The 19835-nt window shown below is 65.5% G+C and carries 12 protein-coding genes; 8 read left to right on the forward strand and 4 right to left on the reverse strand.

Annotated features, from left to right (window positions below; translation table 11 throughout):
• Positions 1-10 precede the first annotated feature (10 nt).
• The 3 genes from B0E48_RS01290 to B0E48_RS01300 are packed head-to-tail and all read left to right on the forward strand — an operon-like array spanning position 11 to position 5838.
• Entirely contained in the window at positions 11-3202 is a 3192-nt protein-coding gene (locus B0E48_RS01290) for an efflux RND transporter permease subunit (protein WP_077515638.1), read from the forward strand.
• On the forward strand, positions 3195-4382 hold the full coding sequence (locus B0E48_RS01295; protein ID WP_077516840.1) for an efflux RND transporter periplasmic adaptor subunit: 1188 nt from the start codon (positions 3195-3197) through the stop codon (positions 4380-4382). The genes B0E48_RS01290 and B0E48_RS01295 overlap by 8 nt, the downstream gene beginning before the upstream one ends.
• The gene (locus B0E48_RS01300) at positions 4369-5838 is read left to right on the forward strand and encodes an efflux transporter outer membrane subunit (RefSeq protein ID WP_077515639.1); all 1470 of its coding nucleotides are present in this window, start codon (positions 4369-4371) and stop codon (positions 5836-5838) included. Before B0E48_RS01295 ends, B0E48_RS01300 begins: the two co-directional genes overlap by 14 nt.
• 7 nt (positions 5839-5845) lie before the next feature.
• On the opposite strand, the gene B0E48_RS01305 is transcribed toward B0E48_RS01300, so the two are convergent.
• Both B0E48_RS01305 and B0E48_RS01310 read right to left on the reverse strand, forming a co-directional pair.
• Complete coding sequence (locus B0E48_RS01305; RefSeq protein WP_077515640.1) at positions 5846-7249, reverse strand: S41 family peptidase; 1404 nt, start codon at positions 7247-7249, stop codon at positions 5846-5848.
• A gap of 133 nt (positions 7250-7382) precedes the next feature.
• Positions 7383-8618 carry a peptidoglycan DD-metalloendopeptidase family protein gene (locus tag B0E48_RS01310; RefSeq protein WP_077516842.1) on the reverse strand — a complete coding sequence of 412 codons (1236 nt, stop codon included), beginning with the start codon at positions 8616-8618 and terminating at the stop codon, positions 7383-7385.
• A 296-nt stretch (positions 8619-8914) separates the two neighbouring features.
• On the opposite strand from B0E48_RS01310, the gene gltB reads away from it, so the two are divergent.
• The 5 genes from gltB (at position 8915) to ligB (ending at position 18666) form a co-directional block, all read left to right on the forward strand.
• Entirely contained in the window at positions 8915-13360 is a 4446-nt protein-coding gene (gene gltB / locus B0E48_RS01315) for a glutamate synthase large subunit (protein ID WP_077516844.1), read from the forward strand.
• Positions 13357-14796: an FAD-dependent oxidoreductase gene (locus tag B0E48_RS01320; protein ID WP_077515641.1), complete on the forward strand. Its 1440-nt coding sequence runs from the start codon at positions 13357-13359 to the stop codon at positions 14794-14796. The genes gltB and B0E48_RS01320 overlap by 4 nt, the downstream gene beginning before the upstream one ends.
• A gap of 69 nt (positions 14797-14865) precedes the next feature.
• Positions 14866-16095: a spore maturation protein gene (locus tag B0E48_RS01325; RefSeq protein WP_077515642.1), complete on the forward strand. Its 1230-nt coding sequence runs from the start codon at positions 14866-14868 to the stop codon at positions 16093-16095.
• The gene (locus tag B0E48_RS01330) at positions 16095-16871 is read left to right on the forward strand and encodes an NRDE family protein (RefSeq protein WP_077515643.1); all 777 of its coding nucleotides are present in this window, start codon (positions 16095-16097) and stop codon (positions 16869-16871) included. The genes B0E48_RS01325 and B0E48_RS01330 overlap by 1 nt, the downstream gene beginning before the upstream one ends.
• A 97-nt stretch (positions 16872-16968) precedes the next feature.
• Positions 16969-18666: an NAD-dependent DNA ligase LigB gene (ligB, locus tag B0E48_RS01335; RefSeq protein WP_077515644.1), complete on the forward strand. Its 1698-nt coding sequence runs from the start codon at positions 16969-16971 to the stop codon at positions 18664-18666.
• Positions 18667-18765: 99 nt separating this feature from the next.
• Here ligB and B0E48_RS01340 read toward each other — a convergent pair whose 3' ends face one another.
• Both B0E48_RS01340 and B0E48_RS01345 read right to left on the reverse strand, forming a co-directional pair.
• Positions 18766-19170 carry a YchJ family metal-binding protein gene (locus B0E48_RS01340; protein ID WP_077515645.1) on the reverse strand — a complete coding sequence of 135 codons (405 nt, stop codon included), beginning with the start codon at positions 19168-19170 and terminating at the stop codon, positions 18766-18768.
• Between the two features lie 47 nt (positions 19171-19217).
• Positions 19218-19808 carry a DUF938 domain-containing protein gene (locus B0E48_RS01345; protein ID WP_077515646.1) on the reverse strand — a complete coding sequence of 197 codons (591 nt, stop codon included), beginning with the start codon at positions 19806-19808 and terminating at the stop codon, positions 19218-19220.
• Positions 19809-19835: the final 27 nt, after the last annotated feature.

A 19835-nucleotide genomic window follows, 5' to 3' on the forward strand; every position in this document is an offset into this window, starting at 1 on the left:
TGGATACTCCATGCTGGGCATCGTGCGGATCGCCTTGTCGCGACCCTATACCTTCGTCGTTCTCGCGCTGTTGATCCTGATCATCGGACCACTGTCCGCGCTACGGACTCCGACTGACATCTTTCCGGATATCCGCATTCCGGTGATCGCGGTGGTGTGGCAGTACACCGGCCTGCCGGCGGATCAGATGGAAGGCCGCATCACCTCGCCGTACGAGCGGGTGCTGACCACCACGGTCAATGACGTCGAGCACATCGAGGCGAAGTCGATCGCCGGCTTCGGCATCGTCAAGATCTTCTTCCAGCCGACGGTGAACATCGCCACCGCCAATGCGCAGGTGACCGCGGTATCGCAGACCCTGCTCAAGCAGCTGCCGCCGGGGGCCAACCCGCCGTTGATCCTCAACTACAACGCGTCGACCGTGCCCATCCTCCAGCTGGCCCTGTCGGGCAAGGGACTGACCGAACAGAGCCTCGGCGACCTGGCGACCAACATCCTGCGCCCGCAACTGGTCTCGGTGGCCGGTGCCGCGGTCCCCTATCCGTATGGCGGCAAGACCCGCCAGGTGCAGATCGACATTGATCCGTCGGCACTGCAGTCGCGCGGTCTTTCCGCGGCGGACGTGGCCAATGCCTTGGCTGCACAGAACCTGCTGACGCCGGTAGGCACGCAGAAGATCGGCCAGTTCGAATACACCCTGCAGCTCAACAACGCGCCGAGCGAGCTCGCGCAGCTGGGTGATCTGCCGGTCAAGACGGTCAACGGCACCACGATCTATGTTCGTGACGTGGCGCATGTGCTGGACGGAAATTCTCCGCAGACGAATATCGTGCATGTGGACGGCAATCGCTCGGTGCTGATGAGCGTGCTCAAGAACGGTTCGGCCTCGACGCTGGCGATCGTCGCCGGGATCCGGCAGCGTCTGGAAGAAGCCAGGGCGAGCCTGCCGGACAACCTCAAGGTGGCGCCGATCGGTGATCAGTCGATCTTCGTGCGGGCGGCGATCAGCGGCGTGGCGCGCGAAGGCATCATCGCCGCGGCGCTGACCAGCCTGATGATCCTGCTGTTCCTCGGCAGCTGGCGCTCCACCGTGATCATCGCGATCTCGATTCCGCTGGCGATCCTGTCCTCGATCGCCGCGCTGTCGGCGATCGGCGAGACGCTCAACATCATGACGCTGGGTGGCCTCGCGCTGGCGGTGGGCATCCTGGTCGACGATGCCACGGTGACCATCGAGAACATCAACTGGCATCTGGAGCAGGGCAAGCAGGTCGAGCCGGCGATCCTCGACGGTGCCGCACAGATCGTCACCCCGGCGTTCGTGTCGCTGCTGTGCATTTGCATCGTGTTCGTGCCGATGTTCTTCCTCGATGGTGTCGCGCGCTTCCTGTTCGTGCCGATGGCCGAAGCGGTGATGTTCGCGATGATCGCCTCGTTCATCCTGTCGCGCACGTTGGTGCCGACGATGGCCAAGTACATGCTGCATCCGCATGTCGACGAGCATGGCCAGCATGTCGAGGCGCCGCCGACGCGCAATCCGCTGGTGCTTTTCCAGCGCCGCTTCGAAGCTTCGTTCGAGCGGGTGCGCGCTGGCTATCACGGCTTGCTGGCGATGGCGATGGAACACCGACGGATCTTCGTGATCGGTTTTCTCGCCTTCGTAGTGCTCTCGTTTGCGCTGGTGCCGATGCTGGGACGCAACTTCTTCCCCGACGTGGATGCCGGGCAGATCCTGATGCACGTGCGGGCGCCGGTCGGTACCCGGCTTGAACAGAGCGCGGAGCTGTTCGCGCAGATCCAGCAGAGCGTCAAGCGCATCGTCCCGGCCAGCGAACTGGGTACCCTGGTCGACAACATCGGTTTGCCCGCCAGCGGCATCAACAACACCTACAACAACACCGGCACCATCGGCGAGCAGGATGGCGACATCCAGATCGCGCTGAACGAAGGGCATCATCCGACGGCCGAGTACGTGCGGAAGATGCGCGAGCAGCTGCCGCGGGAATTCCCGGGAGTGACGTTCTCGTTTCCGCCGGCCGATATCGTCAGCCAGATCCTGAACTTCGGTTCGCCCGCGCCGATCACCCTGCAGATTCGCGGCAGCAATCTCCCGGCGAATTTCAAATACGCCGACACGCTGTTGCGTGAGGTCAAACGCATTCCCGGCGTGGTGGACGCGCGTATCCAGGAGTCGCAGGGCAGCCCCGGCTTCAAGATCGACGTGGATCGCACACAGGCGCAGCTGCTGGGTATCACCGAGCGCGACGTCACCAACAGCCTGGTGGTGAATCTCGCCGGTTCCAGTCAGGTCGCACCGACCTTCTGGCTCAACCCGGCCAACGACATTTCTTATCCGATCGTGATGCAGACGCCGCAGTACAACCTCGACTCGCTGTCGTCGTTGCGCAATCTCTCGATCACCGGCAGCAACGGCAGCTCGCAGATATTGGGCGGGTTGGCGACGTTGAGCCGGCAGGCCACCAATGCGGTGGTCGACCAGTACAACATCCAGCCGGTGGTGCAGATCTTCGCCACGACCCAGGATCGTGATCTGGGTGGCGTGGCTGCGGATATCCAGAAAGTGTTGAACGATCACGCCAGTGGTCTGCCGAAGGGCTCGCATGTCGAGTTGCTCGGTCAGGTGCAGACGATGAACAGTGCGTTTTCGGGCCTGCTGTTCGGCCTGCTCGGCGCGATGGTGCTGATCTACCTGCTGATCGTGGTGAACTTCCAGTCGTGGAGCGATCCGTTCGTGATCATCACCGCGCTGCCCGCTGCACTGGCCGGCATCGTTTGGATGCTGTTCGCCACGCATACCACGCTGTCGGTGCCGGCGCTGACCGGCGCGATCATGTGCATGGGCGTGGCCACGGCCAACTCGATCCTGGTGGTGAGTTTCTGCCGTGAGCGCCTGTTCGAGCACGGCCGTGCGCTGGACGCCGCGCTCGAGGCCGGCTACGTGCGCTTCCGTCCGGTGTTGATGACGGCGCTGGCGATGATTATCGGCATGGCGCCGATGGCGCTGGGTCTCGGCGAGGGCGGCGAGCAGAATGCGCCACTCGGTCGCGCGGTGATCGGCGGCCTGATTTTCGCGACCGTGGCCACGCTTTTCTTCGTGCCGGTGGTGTTTAGCATCATCCACGCGCACTACCGCCATGTTTCTGCACCGGCGCCCGCTACCGGAGAGCCTGCCCATGTCTGATTCAACCTTCCCCAAGGCAACGCTGCCATCGCATCGCGGTATCCGTCTGGCCGGTCTGATCGCCGTGGTCGTGGTCGTGGCCATCGTCATCATCGGCATTGCCACGCGCATCGTCGAGGCACGGCATCTGAAAACCTGGACCGACCAGCAGACGGTGCCGACGGTCAACGTCGCGGCGCCCGAGAAAAGCGCTGCGGGTTCGCCGCTCGAACTGCCCGGACGCATCGAGGCGTACACGCAGGCACCGATCTATGCGCGTGTTGGCGGCTATCTGAAATCATGGAAGGTCGACATCGGCGCGCCGGTCAAGGCCGGCCAGCTGATGGCAGAGATCGAGACGCCCGATCTCGACCAGCAACTGCTGCAGGCCAAGGCGGATCTAGCCAGTGCCCAGGCGAATGCGGCTCTGGCGGCCACCACCGCGAAACGCTGGCAGGCAATGCTCAGCTCCGATTCGGTGGCGAAGCAGGAAGTGGACGAGAAGACCGGCGACTTCACCGCCAAGCAGGCACTGGCGCATGCGGCCCAAGCCAACGTGGATCGCATCCAGGCGATGAAGGGCTATACCCGCATCGTCGCGCCGTTCGATGGCGTGGTCACCGCGCGCAATACCGACATCGGCGCGTTGATCAATCCCGGCAGCAGCAGTGGCCAGGCGCTGTTCGTGGTGTCCGATGTACGCAAGCTGCGCGTCTACGTGCAGGTGCCGCAGAGTTACGTGCCGTCGATTCCCGCCGGTGCCACCGCCATGCTCAGCGTGCCGGAATATCCGGGGCGCACGTTCGCCGCCAGGGTCGAGGCTTCCGCGCAGGCGGTCAATGCCGGCTCCGGCAGCACGCTGATCCAGCTGTCGGTCGACAACGCCGATGGCAAGCTGATGCCGGGCAGTTTCACCAGCGTACGCCTCAACCAGATCGCCAATGGGTCCGCCTTGCGCGTGCCGGCCAGCGCGCTGATCTTCAACGCCAGTGGCCTGCATCTGGCTACCGTGGATGCCGACAACCGGGTGAGCTTCAAGACGGTGACGATCCTGCACGACTACGGCAAGAACGTGGAGATCGGCTCGGGCCTGAACGCCGATGACCGCGTGATCGACAGCCCGCCCGACGGTCTCGCTGACGGTGATCGCGTGCAGATAGCCACTCCTGAAGCCACGGCCAAGCCTCATGCGAAAGCCTGAACTCATCCTGCTGCTGGTAGCCGGCGTGACGCTCGCCGGCTGTTCGCTGGCGCCGGCGTACAAAGTGCCAGCTGTGCCAGTGGCGGCCTCTTATCAGGACAACGGACCGTGGCAGCAGGCACAGCCCGCCGATCAGTTGCCGCGCGATCACTGGTGGCAGCTTTACCACGACCCACAGCTCGACCAGCTGCAGCAGCGCCTGCTGGGCAACAACGCCGATCTTGCCGCGGCGCTGGCGCATTACCGACAGGCGCAGGCGTTCAACCTGCAGGCGCGTTCGGCGCTGTTTCCGCAGGTCAGCGCCACGGGTAACGGGCAACGCGACCGCCAGTCCGATGCTAAACCGCTGCGTGGTCCGCTGACCGGTCCCAGTGCGTCACCGGCCAATTACGATTCGTACACGGTGAGTGGCGAGGTCGATTACGAACTCGACCTGTGGGGTCGCGTGCGCAATACGGTCGAAGCCGGCAAGGACGATACGTTGGCCGCCGCCGCCGACCTGGCCTCGGCGCAGCTGAGCCTGCAGGTGCAGCTGACCGACAATTACATCCAGTTGCGCGGGCTCGATCAGCAGATCGCCTTGCTGCAGCAGAGCATCGACGCCTATCAGAAAGCGCTGCAGCTGACCCAGACACGGCATGCCGGCGGCATCGCTTCCGGGCTGGACGTGGCGAGTGCACAGACCCAGTTGTCCTCGGCGAAATCGCTGTGGTCGCAAGCGCTGGCGCAGCGTGCGCTGGTCAAGGACGCGATCGCGGTGCTGGTCGGTGACTCTGCCGATCAGTTCAGCATGAGGGCGAAGACGGCTGAAATCGTCCTGCCGCAGGTGCCGCCGAACGTGCCCTCGACCCTGTTGCAGCGTCGTCCGGATATCGCCGCGGCGGAGCGCCGCGTCGCTGCCGCGAATGCACGTATCGGCGTGGCGCGCGCAGCCTATTTCCCGTCGCTCACGTTGAGTGCGATGGGTGGTTTCCAGAGTGCCGAATATGCCGGCTTGCTGACCCTGCCGAATCGCCTGTGGGCAATCGGACCGACCCTGTTCGAGACCATCTTCGACGGCGGCAGGCGCAAGGCTGGTGTCGCGGCGGCGAAGGCAGCCACCGACGAAGCCGGCGCGCGTTATCGGGGGGTGGTGCTGAATGCGTTCGCGCAAGTCGAAGACAACCTGGCCCAGCTCGATCACAACGGGGTGGCGCTGACCGACCAGAAGGATGCCGCCAATGCCGCGCAGCATTCGGTGGATCTGGCGATGGACCGATACAAGCAGGGCGCGGTCAGTTATCTCGACGTGGTGCAGGCACAGACGGTGGCGCTGACAGCAAGGCGCAGCCAGCTCGATCTGGATACGCAGCAGTTGCGCACCAGTGTGCAGTTGATCCGTGCGCTGGGCGGCGGCTGGTCGGTCGACCAGCTGACCACCCGGAAAGATTCCGATACGGCGGATCGCGTTCGCTAACCATGCGTCAGTGGTTGGTGGCAGCAGCAGTCTTGCCCAAGGCCATGCCTTTCAGCACATTCAATGCCTGCGCCAGCGCATAGTCTCCGGTTGCCAGCTTGGCATCGGCAGCACTGCCGTCGTCATTGATATCGGTGCCGGCCTTGGCGTTCTCGTTGGCCAGATGGTTCGGCAGGTCGGCTTCGGAATTGATCAGGCTCGGCGCGCTGTCGGCCTTGTTCACGGTCAGGTCGGCCAGCGCGATGTCGGGCTTGATGCCTTCGGCCTGGATCGAGGTACCGTTCGGCGTGTAGTAGCGTGCGGTGGTGATCTTCACCGCATGGTCGGCATCCAGCGGTATCACGGTCTGCACGACGCCCTTGCCGAACGTGCGCTGGCCCATGGTCAGCGCACGGTGGTTGTCCTTCAGCGCGCCGGAAACGATCTCCGCGGCCGAGGCGGTGCCATTGTTGGTCAGCACGATCATCGGCGCACCGTTGAGCTGGTCGCCGTGGTGGGCGCTGAAACTCATGTTGGAGTCCTGCAGCCGGCCACGGGTGGTGACGATGACGCCGGCATTGAGGAAGTCGTCACTGACGCCCACCGCCGCGGTGAGCAGGCCGCCGGGATTGTTGCGCAGATCCAGCACGGCGCCTTTCTGCGGGCCGTTCTTCGCGATCAATTCGCCCAGCTTCTTGTTCAGATCGCTGACGGTGTCGTCCTGGAATTGGGTGATCCGGATGTAGGCATAGCCGGGCTCCAGCTCGCGCACCTTGATACTGCCGATCTCGATGTTCTCGCGCACCAGCGGCAGGTCGATCAGCTTGTCGCTGTTCGGGTGCACGATGGTCAGGGTGATCTTGCTGCCGGGCTTGCCGCGCAGCTGGTCGAACATGCTGCCGACATTCTGCGGATCGATCAGCGTACCGTTGATCTTGACGATGCTGTCGCCGGCCTTGATGCCGGCACGCGCGGCTGGGGTGTCGTCGATCGGCGAGACGATGCGCAGGCCGCCATCCTCCTGCAGTACCTCGATGCCGAGGCCGCTGTACTGGCCGGTGGTGTCCTCGTTGAGCTGGGCCAGGCCTTCCTTGTCCAGATATTCGCTGTGCGGATCGAGCCCGCTGAGCATGCCGGTGATCGCGGCCTTCATCAGGGTCTTGTTGTCGACCTTTTCCACATAGGCCTGGCGCACCACGTCGTAAACGCGGCTGAAGTTGCGGATGTCGTCCAGATCCACCTGGTCGGCGCCGGAGCTGGTACCGGCATGCGCCGGGGCATCCGCGTGGCTGCCGCTGACCGGCAGGTCGACCGGCGGCGCAGCCAGGCTGGCGGCGCTGGCCGGCGCGGTTTGTGCGCGCGCGTACGGCACCGCCAGCAGCAGCGGCATGGCCAGCAGCAGGACAATCTGGCGATGGTTGGAAAGAGGCATGCGGGTGACTCCGTGCAACGAGCAGACGTCGCGCGGCCACGCGACGAAAAGAGTGGACAGTATGTTCGACAACCGAACGCCAGCGTAATTCATCGAAAGTTGGAGGCTAGCCTGCGGCGCCGTGGCGCTGGCGTCAACGGCGCTGGCTCAGCCATGTGCGCGGGTCGACCGGCTGGCCGTCCTTGCGCAGCTCGAAGTACATGCCGGTGTTGACGCCGGTCGGCGGGCTGGCGGTGCCGATCGTCTCGCCGGCTTCGACCTGGTCGCCGACGCCGTGCAGCAGCGTCTCGTTGTTGCCGTACATGCTCATCCAGCCATTGCCGTGGCTGACGATCAGCAGCATGCCGTAGCCGCGCAGGAAGCCGGCATAGATCACCCGGCCGCGAGCCACGGCATGGATCTCGCTGCCGCCGCTGGCCTTGATCAGTACGCCACTGCCGTAGCTGTTGACTACGCCGCTGGCCGGCCAGGGCAGGTTGCCGCGGATGTTCGCGCTGGCGCTGCCGACCTCGAGCGGCGGTGGCGGCAGCTTGTGCCCGGGATGTTTCTTCGCGGCAGCCTCGCGTGCCGCAGCTTCGCGTGCGGCCGCTTCGCGTGCGGCCTGGTCGATCGCCTTCTGCAGCTTGTCGACCAGGTTGTTGAGCGATTGCGCATTCTGCTTGAGCGCAGCCAGCCGTTCCGCCTGATCCTTGTATTGCGCATCGGTCGCGGCGGCCAGCTTCTGTTGTGCGGCGCGTTGCTGGGCCAGCGTCTTCGCCTGCTGCTCGCGTTGTGCCTTGGTGGTCTGCAGTGCCTGTTGCTCGGTGGTGATCGTGCTTTCCAGCTCCTGCAGCTTGGTCAGGTCGGTCATCAATTGCTGCACGCGCTGCACGCGGTCCTGCTGGAAGTACTTCGAATACACCAAGGCCCGCGAGATCCGTGCCACGTCCTCGTCACCCAGCAGCAGGCGCAGATCGGAACCCTGGCCGAGCGCATAGGTGGCGCGCAACAGGTCGGCGATTGCCGCGCGCTGGCTGTCCAGCGTCTGTTTCAGGGTGGCACGCTGCTGCTCCAGCTGGTCCAACTGCTGCTGCTTGGCACCCAGCTCGGTGTCGGTCTGGTGCACCGCGCGGGCCGCGACGGCCAGGGCATTGGCCTGCTTGGCCAGTTCCGCATTGGCGCTGTCGCGCCGTTCGGCGGTATCGGCCTGCTGTTTGGCGAGTGCTTCCATCTTGTTGCGCAGGTCGGCCAGCTTCTGCTTCGCCGCAGCCTGTTCCGCCTGGCTCTGGCTGTCCTGGCGCGCCAGCGCCGGTGGTGCCGTGACGGCAACGCTGACGGTGAACAGCAGACAGGGGAAGAGTGCGCGGGAGATGCGGTTGGGCTTGGGCATGCGGCCGATTATCGTCGAGCCGGGCGGTGGTAGCGAGCCGGACTGATCGGAAGGTCCGGACCGCATCAGGTTCGCAGCACTGGTATGGCCGGTCAGCCGCCGCCGGCCGCCATATCGGCGCACTGGTCGTGCGGACGCCCACGCGCCGGCGATGAGTCGCGACATATAGCCGTCCAAATAAATTTTGACGCGACGCAACAATTGTGCTTTAGTCGGATCACACCTCGTGTGCAGCGACGGTGCTGATGGCACCGCCGGTTGCGCGCGCCCAGCAAGTCCACCGGCCGGGAGGCATGATGGCGCAGCCAGGCAGCATGACGTTGTACGACCCGGCTTTCGAGCACGACAGCTGCGGCTTCGGGCTGGTCGCGCAGATCGATGGGCGCGCCAGCACGACGCTGGTCGATACGGCGTTTTCGGCACTGGCAAAACTTTCCCATCGCGGCGGCGTCAATGCCGACGGCATCAGCGGCGATGGTTGCGGCGTGCTGATCCATCGGCCGGCGACGTGGTTGCGCACGCTGGCGACGGAAGCCGGCTTTGCACCGGCCGAACGTTTTGCCGCCGGGCTGGTGTTTCTCGATCTGGCCGATGGCGCGACAGCAGTGGCGATATTCGAGCAGCAACTCGCCGAGGCTGGACTGACCGTGGCCGGCTGGCGTGAGCTGGCGATCAATGCCGAGGCTTGTGGGCCACTTGCCAGCGCTACCTGTCCACGCGTGCGCCAAGTCTTCGTGAATGCTGCCGCGGCGATGGATGACGATACGTTCGAGCGAGCGCTGTTCCGTGCGCGGCGGCGTGCCGAGGCAGCGCTGGTGGATGATCCGCAGTTCTACGTGGTGAGCCTGTCCGCCCAGGTGATCGGCTACAAGGCGATGGCGGCGCCGGGCCAGTTGCGCGAGGTGTTTGCGGACCTGCGGCATCCGGCACTGGCCAGTGACGCGGTGGTGTTCCACCAGCGCTTCTCCACCAACACCACGCCACAGTGGCGGCTGGCGCAGCCGTTTCGCGTGCTCGCGCACAACGGCGAGATCAACACGATCCGTGCCAACCGGCGCTGGATGCAGGCGCGCGAGTCGATCATGCGCTCGCCGCTGGTGGATCTTTCGGACATCGGCCCGCTGGTGCGACAGCAAGGCTCCGATTCGGAAAGCCTGGACAACGCGCTGGAAATCTTGCTGGCCGGTGGTCTCGACCTGCTCGCTGCGATGCGTGTGCTGGTGCCGCCGGCGTTCGCCGCGCGCGAGAACATCGACGAGGATCTCGCTGCGTTCTACGAGTATTACGCGCTGCACAGCGAGCCGTGGGACGGCCCGGCCGGGCTGGTGATGTGCGATGGCCGCTATGCTGCCTGCACGCTGGATCGCAACGGCCTGCGCCCGGCACGTTGGGCGCTATCGGACGACAACCATCTGATCGTGGCTTCCGAGGCGGGCCTGTGGGACGTGCCCTCCGCACGCGTGATCGCCAAGGGCCGGCTGGCACCGGGCGAGATGATCGCGGTCGACTTCGTGCAGCATCGCTTGCTGCGCGATGCCGACATCGACGAGATCAACCGCAAGCGCGCGCCGTACCGCGACTGGCTGCGCGCCGGCGTGAGCTACCTGGAATCGGACCTGATCGATCCTTCGCTGGCGGCCGAGCCGTTGCCCGCCGACGAACTGCACTGCTATCAGAAGCTGTATGGCCTGTCGCGCGAGGAGCGCGAGACGGTGCTCAAGGTGATCGCCGAACTCGAAGCCGAAGCCACCGGCTCGATGGGCGACGACACCCCGGTCGCGGCGATGTCGCGCCAGGTGCGGCCGCTGTTCGACCGTTTCCGCCAGGGCTTCGCCCAGGTCACCAATCCGCCGATCGATCCGCTGCGCGAGAAGCTGGTGATGTCGCTGATCACCCAGATCGGGCCGGAAGGCAACGTGTTCGAGCTGAAGCCGGAGAACGCGAAGCAGGTCCTGATCAACTCGCCGATCCTGTCGCAGCGCAAGCTGCGCCAGCTGCTGGCGCTGCCGCAGTTCACCGGCACGCCGCGCTTCGACCTGATGTATGCGCCGGAAGAGGGGCTGGAAGCGGCATTGCGCCGGCTCTGCGATGAAGTGGCGCAGGCCGTGCGCGGTGGCTGTGCGCTGGTATTCCTCAGCGACCGCTATCCGCAGCGCGAGCAGTTGCCGATCCATGCGCTGCTGGCCACCGGTGCGGTGCATGCGTACCTGATCGAGCATGAGCTGCGCTGCCAGTGCAACATCATCGTGGAGACCGCCACGCCGCGCGACCCGCACCAGTTCGCCTGCCTGGTCGGCTTCGGCGCCACCGCGATCTATCCGTGGCTGGCCTACCAGAGCCTGTTCGAGCTGGGCCACCAGGGCCATATCGAGGGCGACCGGCTGGAGATCGGACGCAGTTACCGGCGCGGCATCCGCAAGGGGCTGCTGAAGATCCTCTCCAAGATGGGCATCTCCACCATTGCCGGTTATCGCGGCGCGCAGCTGTTTGAGATCGTCGGACTGGCGCCGGACGTGGTCGCGCTGTGCTTCCCCGGCACGCCCTCGCGCATCGGTGGCGCCAGCTTTGCCGATCTGGAACACGAGCAGCGGCTGCTTGCGGCGGAGGCGTGGAACCAGGCGCTGCCGTTGCGCGCCGGCGGCCTGTACAAGTTCGTGCACGGCGGGGAATACCACATGTACAACCCGGACGTGATCGCCACGCTGCAGCACGCGGTGCGCAGCGGCAACCCGGCCGATTACCGCATCTATGCCGATCACGTCGATCATCGCCCGCCGTCGGCGCTGCGCGACCTGCTCGGACTGAAACCTGCCGCGTTACCGATTCCACTGAATGAGGTCGAGCCGGTCGAGACGATACTCAAGCGTTTCGATTCGGCCGGCATGTCGCTCGGCGCGTTGTCGCCGGAAGCGCACGAGGCGCTCGCGATCGGCATGAACCGGCTCGGCGGGCGCAGCAATTCCGGTGAAGGTGGCGAAGACCCGGCGCGCTACGGTACCGAAAAAATGTCGAAGATCAAGCAGGTCGCCTCCGGCCGCTTCGGCGTCACGCCGGCCTACCTGGTCAACGCCGAAGTGCTGCAGATCAAGATCGCGCAGGGTGCCAAACCCGGTGAGGGTGGCCAGCTGCCCGGGCACAAGGTCGATGCCACCATCGCGCGGTTGCGCTACGCCAAGCCCGGCATCGGCCTGATCTCGCCGCCGCCACATCACGACATCTATTCGATCGAGGACCTGGCGCAGCTGATCCACGACCTCAAGGAAGTGAATCCGAGCGCGCTGATCTCGGTGAAGCTGGTTTCGCATGCCGGCGTCGGCACGGTCGCTGCCGGCGTGGTGAAGGCCGGTGCGGATCTGATCACCATCTCCGGTCACGACGGTGGCACTGGCGCCAGTCCGCTCACCTCGATCAAGTACGCCGGCACGCCATGGGAACTGGGCCTGGCCGAAACGCAGCAGACGCTGCGCCGCAACGACCTGCGCGGTCGCGTGCGCTTGCAGACCGACGGCGGCCTGAAGACCGGCCTCGATGTGATCAAGGCGGCGTTGCTTGGCGCCGAGAGTTTCGGCTTCGGCACCGGCCCGATGGTGGCGCTGGGCTGCAAGTATCTGCGCATCTGCCATCTCAACAATTGCGCTACCGGCGTGGCGACCCAGCATCCGGTGCTGCGCAAGGAATACTTCATTGGCCTGCCCGAGATGGTGATGAACTATTTCCGTTTCGTCGCCGAGGATGTACGCGCACATCTTGCACAACTCGGTGTGCGCAGCCTTGGCGAGATCGTCGGGCGCACCGAGCTGTTGCAGCAGATCGCAGGCAGTACGGCGGTGCAGCACAAACTCGACCTCACGCCGTTGATCGATGGTCGGGGCCTGAGTGCGAGCAGCGACTTCGCCTGCACGCTGGCGCGCAATCCCGTGCGCGACGAAGCCGCACTGGCTACACGCATCGCCACGGATACGGCGCCGCTGGTGGAACTGGGCGAGAGCGGCCACTTCAGCTATGCGATTGCCAACACCGATCGCGCGATCGGCGCGCGGCTGTCAGGTGCAATTGCGCGCCGGCACGGCGACCATGGCATGGACGAACACCCGATTACCCTCAAACTGGAAGGGGCGGCGGGACAGAGCCTCGGTGCGTGGAACGCAGGTGGCGTGCATATCGACCTCATCGGCGAGGCGAACGACGGCGTCGGCAAGGGCATGGCCGGCGGCCGCATCGTGGTGCGTCCGCCACTGGATGCGCCGTATGCCAGCCAGGATGCGGCGATCATCGGCAACACCTGCCTGTACGGTGCCACCGGTGGCGAGTTGTATGCCGCGGGCCGCGCCGGTGAGCGTTTCGCCGTGCGCAACTCCGGCGCGCAGACGGTGGTCGAGGGCGCCGGCGATCACTGCTGCGAGTACATGACCGGCGGCGTGGTCGCAGTGCTCGGCAAGGTCGGGCTCAACTTCGGCGCCGGCATGACCGGCGGTTTCGCCTACGTGCTCGATCTCGAACGCGATTTCGTCGACTGCTACAACCATGAGCTGGTCGACATTCTGCGTATCTCGCCGGAGGGCATGGAGAACTACATGCAGCACCTGCGCAACCTGGTCACCCGCCATGTGGAGCTGACCGGCAGCGACTGGGGGCGGCAGGTGCTGCGCGATTTCCGCGGTCTGCAATACAAGTTCTGGCTGGTGAAGCCGAAGGCCGCGAGCCTCGCCGCGCTGGCCGAAGAACTGCGGAGGGCGGCATGAGCGACAAACTGTTCCGCTTCCTCGACCTGCCGCGCCAGCCGCCCAAGGCGGTGCCGGTGGCGATCCGTGTGCTCGGCTATGGCGAGATCAGCGGCGATTTCGCGCCGGCATCTGCGGCGGGCCAGGCCGAGCGCTGCCTCGACTGCGGCAATCCGTATTGCGAGCATGCCTGCCCGGTACACAACTACATTCCGGACTGGTTGAAGCTGGTGCAGGAAGGACGGCTGTTCGAAGCGGCCACGCTGATGCACGAGACCAACCCTCTGCCGGAGATCTGCGGCCGCGTCTGTCCGCAGGATCGTTTGTGCGAGGGCGCCTGCACGCTGGAGCAGGGAGGCCTCGGCTCGGTGACGATCGGCAGCATCGAACGCTCGATCACCGATGAGGCGTTTCGCCAGGGCTGGCGGCCGGATCTTTCCGGCGTGGTGGAAACCGGCCGGCGCGTGGCGGTGGTCGGCGCGGGACCGGCGGGACTGTCGTGTGCGGATCGCCTGCGTCGTGCCGGTATCGCGGTGGATGTGTTCGATCGCCAGCGCGAGATCGGTGGGTTGCTCACTTTCGGCATTCCGCCGTTCAAGCTGGACAAGGCGGTGGTGCGCACGCGCCGCGAAGTGCTCGAAGGCATGGGTGTGCAGTTCCATCTCGGCGTCGAGATCGGGCGCGACATCACGCTTGAAAGCCTGCTCGACGACTACGACGCGGTGTTCATCGGCACCGGCGCCTACACCTTCGTCGATGGTGAATTGCCGGGCCGTGAACTCGCCGGCGTGCACGACGCGCTGCCGTTCCTGATCGCGAACGCGAACCGCCTGCTCGATGATCAGCCCATACCGCCCGCGCTCGATCTCAACGGCAAGCACGTGGTGGTGCTTGGCGGTGGCGATACCGGCATGGACTGCAACCGCACCGCGATCCGCCTCGGTGCCGCTTCGGTGACCTGCGTCTACCGTCGCGACGAAGCGAGCATGCCCGGCTCGCGCCGCGAGGTGGCTTACAGCCGTGAGGAAGGCGTCAAGTTTCTGTTCCATCGGCAGCCGCTGGACTTGATCGGCGAGCAGGGCAAGGTGCGTGGCGTGCGCGTGGTGACTACCGAGCTGGTCGACCAAGGCGACGGTCGGCCACGCCCGCGCAACGTCGAAGGCAGCGAAACCGAGCTGCGCGCCGACGTGGTGATCCAGGCCTTCGGTTTCCGCCCGAGTCCGCCGGCATGGTGCGCCGAGCACGGCATCACGTTGGATTCCACTGGCCGTATCCTCGCCGGTGGCGATGGCCGGCTGCCGTTCCAGACGGGCCATCCGCGAGTATTCGCCGGCGGCGACAACATGCGCGGTGCCGACCTTGTGGTGCGCGCCGTGCACGACGGGCGGGAGGCTGCCAGCTCGATCGCGCAGATGTTGAGCGAGCTGGCGATGACGGCGATCGAACAGGTTGCCTGAGTGTGGTGCTGTCCAAGCATGTGTCAGGTTGATTAAGCTCCAGCCTGATGACGGCTGACGGCGCGCTGCGTGCTCAATAGACTCTGGTTCGGGTTTTTCCTCACCGCTGCGGTGGCGGCGCTGTCGCGCTGGCTGATCGGTGGCGACGAGGGCGTGTTCGCCGCGGTCGTCGGTTCGCTGTTCGACATGGCCGATCTGTCGGTCAAGGTGATGCTGTTGCTGTTCGGCACGCTCACGTTGTGGCTCGGCTTCCTGCGCATCGCCGAACAGGCCGGGTTGGTCGATCGCCTCGCCCGCATGCTCGGACCGTTGTTCGCGCGGCTGATGCCGGGCGTGCCGCGCGGGCATCCGGCGATCGGCCTGATCACGCTGAACTTCGCCGCCAACGCGCTGCAGCTGGACAATGCCGCCACACCAATCGGCTTGCGTGCGATGCGCGAGCTGCAGACGCTGAACCCTTCGGCAGATACCGCGAGCAATGCGCAGATCCTGTTCCTGGTACTCAACGCGTCGTCGCTGACGCTGCTGCCGGTGAACGTGTTCATGTATCGCGCGCAGGCCGGTGCGCATGATCCGACGCTGGTGTTCCTGCCGATCCTGCTGGCGCACTTTGCCGCCAACCTCACCGGCCTGCTGTCGGTGGCGTACATGCAGCGCCTGAAGCTATGGGATCCGGTGGTACTGGCGTGGCTGGGCGGCGGCGCGCTGCTGCTCGGCGGCTTCATCGCGCTGCTGGCTTCGCTGACGGCGGTGGCGCTGGCCTCGTTGTCGGCATTGCTGGGCAACCTGTTGCTGTTCGGCGTGATCATCGCGTTCCTGTGCGCCGGCGCGTACAAGAAGGTGCCGCTGTTCGAGAGCTTCCTCGATGGTGCGAAGCAGGGCTTCGAGGTGGCGAAGGATCTGCTGCCCTACCTGATCGCGATGTTGTGCGCAGTCGGCGTGTTGCGCGCGTCCGGCGCGCTGGATTTCGCGCTCGACGGTATCCGCTGGCTGGTGCTGCACGCGGGCCTGGATGATCGCTTCGTCGATGCGCTGCCCACCGCGCTGGTCAAGCCGTTCTCCGGCAGCGCCGCCCGCGCGATGCTGATCGAGACCATGCATCACTCCGGCGTGGACAGCTTTCCGGCGCTGCTCGCCGCCACCATCCAGGGCAGCACCGAGACCACGTTCTACGTGGTCGCCGTGTACTTTGGAGCGGTCGGCATCAAGCGCATACGCCACACCGTGGGCTGCGCGCTGTTGGCAGATCTGGCCGGCGTGCTCGGCTCCATCGCTGTCTGTTACTGGTTCTTCGGCTGATGTGCCTGATTGCCTTTGCCTGGAACGTGCATCCGCGCTGGCGCCTGCTGCTGGCCGGCAATCGCGACGAGTTTCATGCGCGTCCCAGCACGCCGCTGTCGCGCTGGGAGGATGCGCCGATCATCGGTGGCCGTGATCTGCAGGCTGGTGGTACCTGGCTGGGCGTGACCGATGCAGGGCGCTGCTGCGTGGTGACGAACGTGCGTGATCCACGTGATCCGCAATTGGGCGTTTCACGCGGCATGCTGGCGACCGATTATCTCGGCGAAAGTGCGGATGCCAAGGCGCACGCCCAGCAATTGCTGCGTTCAGCGGCGGACTATCGGCCATTCAACCTGCTCACCTTCGATGCGCACGACGCGTTCTATCTGGGCAATCGTCCCGAGCCGCGCGCGCAGACGGTGATGCCCGGCGTGCACGGCTTGTCGAATGCCGACTTCAACACGCCGTGGCCGAAGACGCGTGCGCTGATACGGCACCTGCAGGCCTGGATCGAGAGCGCTGGCAAAAACGATTTCGCACCGTTGTTCGCAGCGCTGGCCGATGAGCACGTCGCGCCCGATGCGCAGTTGCCGGACACCGGCGTCGGGCTGGAACGCGAACGCTGGCTGTCATCCGCGTTCATCCGTGGCGAACACTACGGCACCCGCGCCAGCACGGTGGTGGCGATCGGTCATGACGGCAGCGGCGTGATCGTGGAGCGCCGCTTCGGGCCGAATGGCCACTTCGATGGCGAGACCACACTGCGCATGACAGGTTCGTCGCCGATCCGTTGAGAGGCCGGCGCCTACGCGCGTTGTCGACGCTGGTCGCCTGCCAGCATCGCCGACCGTTGGCTAGCCTGTCGTCCATATCCATGGACGGAGAGCTTCAATGCGCATCGGATGGTTGTTGCCGATCACCGCGATCGGTATTGCCTTACTGGCCGCCGGTGGAGTCCACGCGGCCGATTGTCCCGCGTGGTCACCAGAGCAGGCGCGTCAGGAGATGAAGGCGCTGCATGACCGGCTCGATGGCTGGAACCATGCGTACCGGGTCGACGGCCAGTCGCCAGTCGACGACGCTGTCTACGATCAGGCGTTGCAGCGTCTTGCCCATTGGCGACGCTGCTTTCCGGCACAGGCACCGGCGGCGCTCGCTCACCTGGCCGACGCCACGGGTCGTGTGCGCACGCCGGTGGCGCAGACCGGGCTGGCCAAGTTGCCCGATGCCGCGGCACTGGCCGCATGGATGCATGCGCACGATGAGGGCGATCTGTGGGTGCAGCCGAAGGCCGATGGCGTGGCGGTCACCCTGTTGTATCTGGACGGCCGGTTGCAGCAGGCGACCAGTCGTGGCGATGGCCTGCGCGGCTCGGACTGGACCGCGCTGGCACAGCGCATCGACGCGATTCCGAAACACCTGCCGAACGCACCGGCACGCGTGGTACTGCAAGGTGAGCTCTACTGGCGCCTGCCCGGTCACGTGCAGGCCAGCGCCGGCGGCGTCAATGCACGCTCCGCGGTAGCCGGTGCGCTGGCACGCGACACGCTGGATGCGAAGGCGGCCGCACAGATCGGCCTGTTCGTATGGGACTGGCCCAGCGGTCCGGCCGACATGCCGGCCCGGCTGGCCGGCTTGCAGGCGATGGGTCTGGGCGACAGCGTGGCGTATACGCATCCGGTCAAGACGATCGAGGAAGTCAGGCATTGGCGCGAGCAGTGGTATCGCCACGCCATGCCATTTGCCGCTGACGGCACGGTGGTGCGCCAAGGCCATCGGCCGCCTGCCGCGACGTGGCAGGCGGCACCACCCGACTGGGCTATTGCGTGGAAATATCCGGCGGCATCGGCGCTAGCCGAGGTGCGTGCGGTGACTTTCACGGTCGGTCGCAGTGGCCGCATCACGCCGGTGCTGGAGCTGGTGCCGGTGCAGCTGGACGATCATCGCGTGCAACGGGTCAGCGTGGGCTCGGTGGCGCGCTGGCGGCAATTGGATATCCGTCCCGGCGATCAGGTCGAGGTGGTGCTGGCTGGCTTGACCATTCCGCGTCTGCAGTCGGTGGTATGGCGCACGCAGCAGCGTGCTGAAGTGACGCCACCGGATCCCGGAAAGCACGATCCGCTGAGCTGCTGGCAGGCTAAGCTTGGTTGCGAGGAGCAATTCCGTGCTCGCCTGTTGCGCTTGAGTGGCGAGCAGGGTCTGCAGCTGGATGGTCTGGGTGTCGGCACTTGGCAGGCGCTGATCGACGCCGGGTTGATCCACGAGCTGCTTGACTGGATTGACCTGACACCAGCGCAGCTTGCCGCCATCCCCGGATTTGGACAGGCGCGCGCCAGCGCGCTGACACAGGCATTTGCCGGCGCTCGCCAGCGTTCGTTCGCCCGCTGGTTGCACGCACTCGGTATACCGGCCAGTGGCAATGCCGAGTTGTCGGACTGGGCCATCCTGAGCGCGCGCAGTTCAGACCAGTGGCAGGCCATCGATGGCATCGGCCCGAGTCGCGCGGATCGTCTGGTCGAGTTTTTTGCACATCCGGATGTGCGGATGCAGGCGACACGATTGCATCAGGTGGGTGTGCAGGGATTCTGAGCGGTCCTCTGCCGGTACTTGTGTGAGCGACTTCAGTCGCGATGCTCTTGTGGAACAGGACAAGCATCGCGACTGAAGTCGCTCCAACGGTTGCTTCGTTCAGCCCTTGAGCTCACCGTCGACGTAATACCAGCGACCGTGTTCGTGCACGAAGCGGCTGGTCTCATGCTGTCGCTGCGCGCGACCGCCGCCCAGGCGGTAGCGAGCGACGAACTCCACGGTTGCATGTTCTCCATCGATGTTCTGCTGCTGGCGGATCTCCAGACCCAACCAGGTGGGCGGTGGCTGCTGGGCAGCCAGCCGCAGCGATGCCGGGCGTGTGTCGGCATGCCAGCTCGCCAGCAGGTAATCCTCGCGTTTGAGTACATAAGCGCTGTAGCGCGAACGCATCAGTTGCTCGGCGCTGGCAGCGGATGCCACGCCGTCGTGCAGAGGGCCGCAGCATGCGGTGTAACCGGCCGGATTGCCGCAAGGACAGGGGGTCAGCGTGTCGATCGACTTCATGCCGCCTTTGTACCCGGTTCGGCGGGTTTGTGCAGGCGTTTTCAGCCCTAGGTGCGTCGCCAGACGCGGCAACGGTTGTTGGCCGGCATCGCGATATCGTCGATCAGGTCAAAGCCTGCCTTGCCTGCCAGCAAATCGACAGCTTCGGCATCGCGGATTGCCATATGCGTGCCGCGTGCCTTGAGCCACTGGTCGAACGCGGCATTGCTGTCACTGCTGTAACGGCCTTCATAGTTGAACGGGCCGTAGATGATCAACGTGGCATCGGGTGTGGTGACGGCGGGCAACTGCGCGAACAGGCGTTCCACCTCGGGCCACGCCATGATGTGCAACGTATTGGCACTGAATATCGCATCGTAGCGCGCAGTGGGCCACGCGCCGGTGACATCGAATTCCAACGGGGGTGGCGTGTTCGGCAACTCTGCCTCGTCGAGCCACGCGCGGATGCCTGGCAGGCTCTCCGCGCGGTCCGAGCTTTGCCAGGTCAGCTGTGGCAGGGCTGCGGCGAAATGCACCGCATGCTGGCCGGTGCCGCTGCCGATTTCCAGGACATGTCTGTGGTCGGCCAAATGCCGGCGCAGCACATCGAGGATCGGCTCGCGGTTGCGTTTGCACGAGGACGAATGCGGTTTCTCCATCAGGCCAGCGTCGATCGAGCCGGTGCG

It is taken from the genome of Rhodanobacter sp. C03 (assembly GCF_002001175.1).
GTDB lineage: Bacteria > Pseudomonadota > Gammaproteobacteria > Xanthomonadales > Rhodanobacteraceae > Rhodanobacter.

What these genes read in the sequence shown, in the direction of transcription:
- B0E48_RS01290 (WP_077515638.1), top strand. Translation starts at nt 11, where the DNA reads ATGCTGGGCATCGTGCGGATCGCCTTGTCGCGACCCTATACCTTCGTC.
- B0E48_RS01295 (WP_077516840.1), top strand. Translation starts at nt 3,195, where the DNA reads ATGTCTGATTCAACCTTCCCCAAGGCAACGCTGCCATCGCATCGCGGT.
- B0E48_RS01300 (WP_077515639.1), top strand. Translation starts at nt 4,369, where the DNA reads ATGCGAAAGCCTGAACTCATCCTGCTGCTGGTAGCCGGCGTGACGCTC.
- B0E48_RS01305 (WP_077515640.1), bottom strand. Translation starts at nt 7,249, where the DNA reads ATGCCTCTTTCCAACCATCGCCAGATTGTCCTGCTGCTGGCCATGCCG.
- B0E48_RS01310 (WP_077516842.1), bottom strand. Translation starts at nt 8,618, where the DNA reads ATGCCCAAGCCCAACCGCATCTCCCGCGCACTCTTCCCCTGTCTGCTG.
- gltB (WP_077516844.1), top strand. Translation starts at nt 8,915, where the DNA reads ATGGCGCAGCCAGGCAGCATGACGTTGTACGACCCGGCTTTCGAGCAC.
- B0E48_RS01320 (WP_077515641.1), top strand. Translation starts at nt 13,357, where the DNA reads ATGAGCGACAAACTGTTCCGCTTCCTCGACCTGCCGCGCCAGCCGCCC.
- B0E48_RS01330 (WP_077515643.1), top strand. Translation starts at nt 16,095, where the DNA reads ATGTGCCTGATTGCCTTTGCCTGGAACGTGCATCCGCGCTGGCGCCTG.
- ligB (WP_077515644.1), top strand. Translation starts at nt 16,969, where the DNA reads ATGCGCATCGGATGGTTGTTGCCGATCACCGCGATCGGTATTGCCTTA.
- B0E48_RS01340 (WP_077515645.1), bottom strand. Translation starts at nt 19,170, where the DNA reads ATGAAGTCGATCGACACGCTGACCCCCTGTCCTTGCGGCAATCCGGCC.
- B0E48_RS01345 (WP_077515646.1), bottom strand. Translation starts at nt 19,808, where the DNA reads ATGGAGAAACCGCATTCGTCCTCGTGCAAACGCAACCGCGAGCCGATC.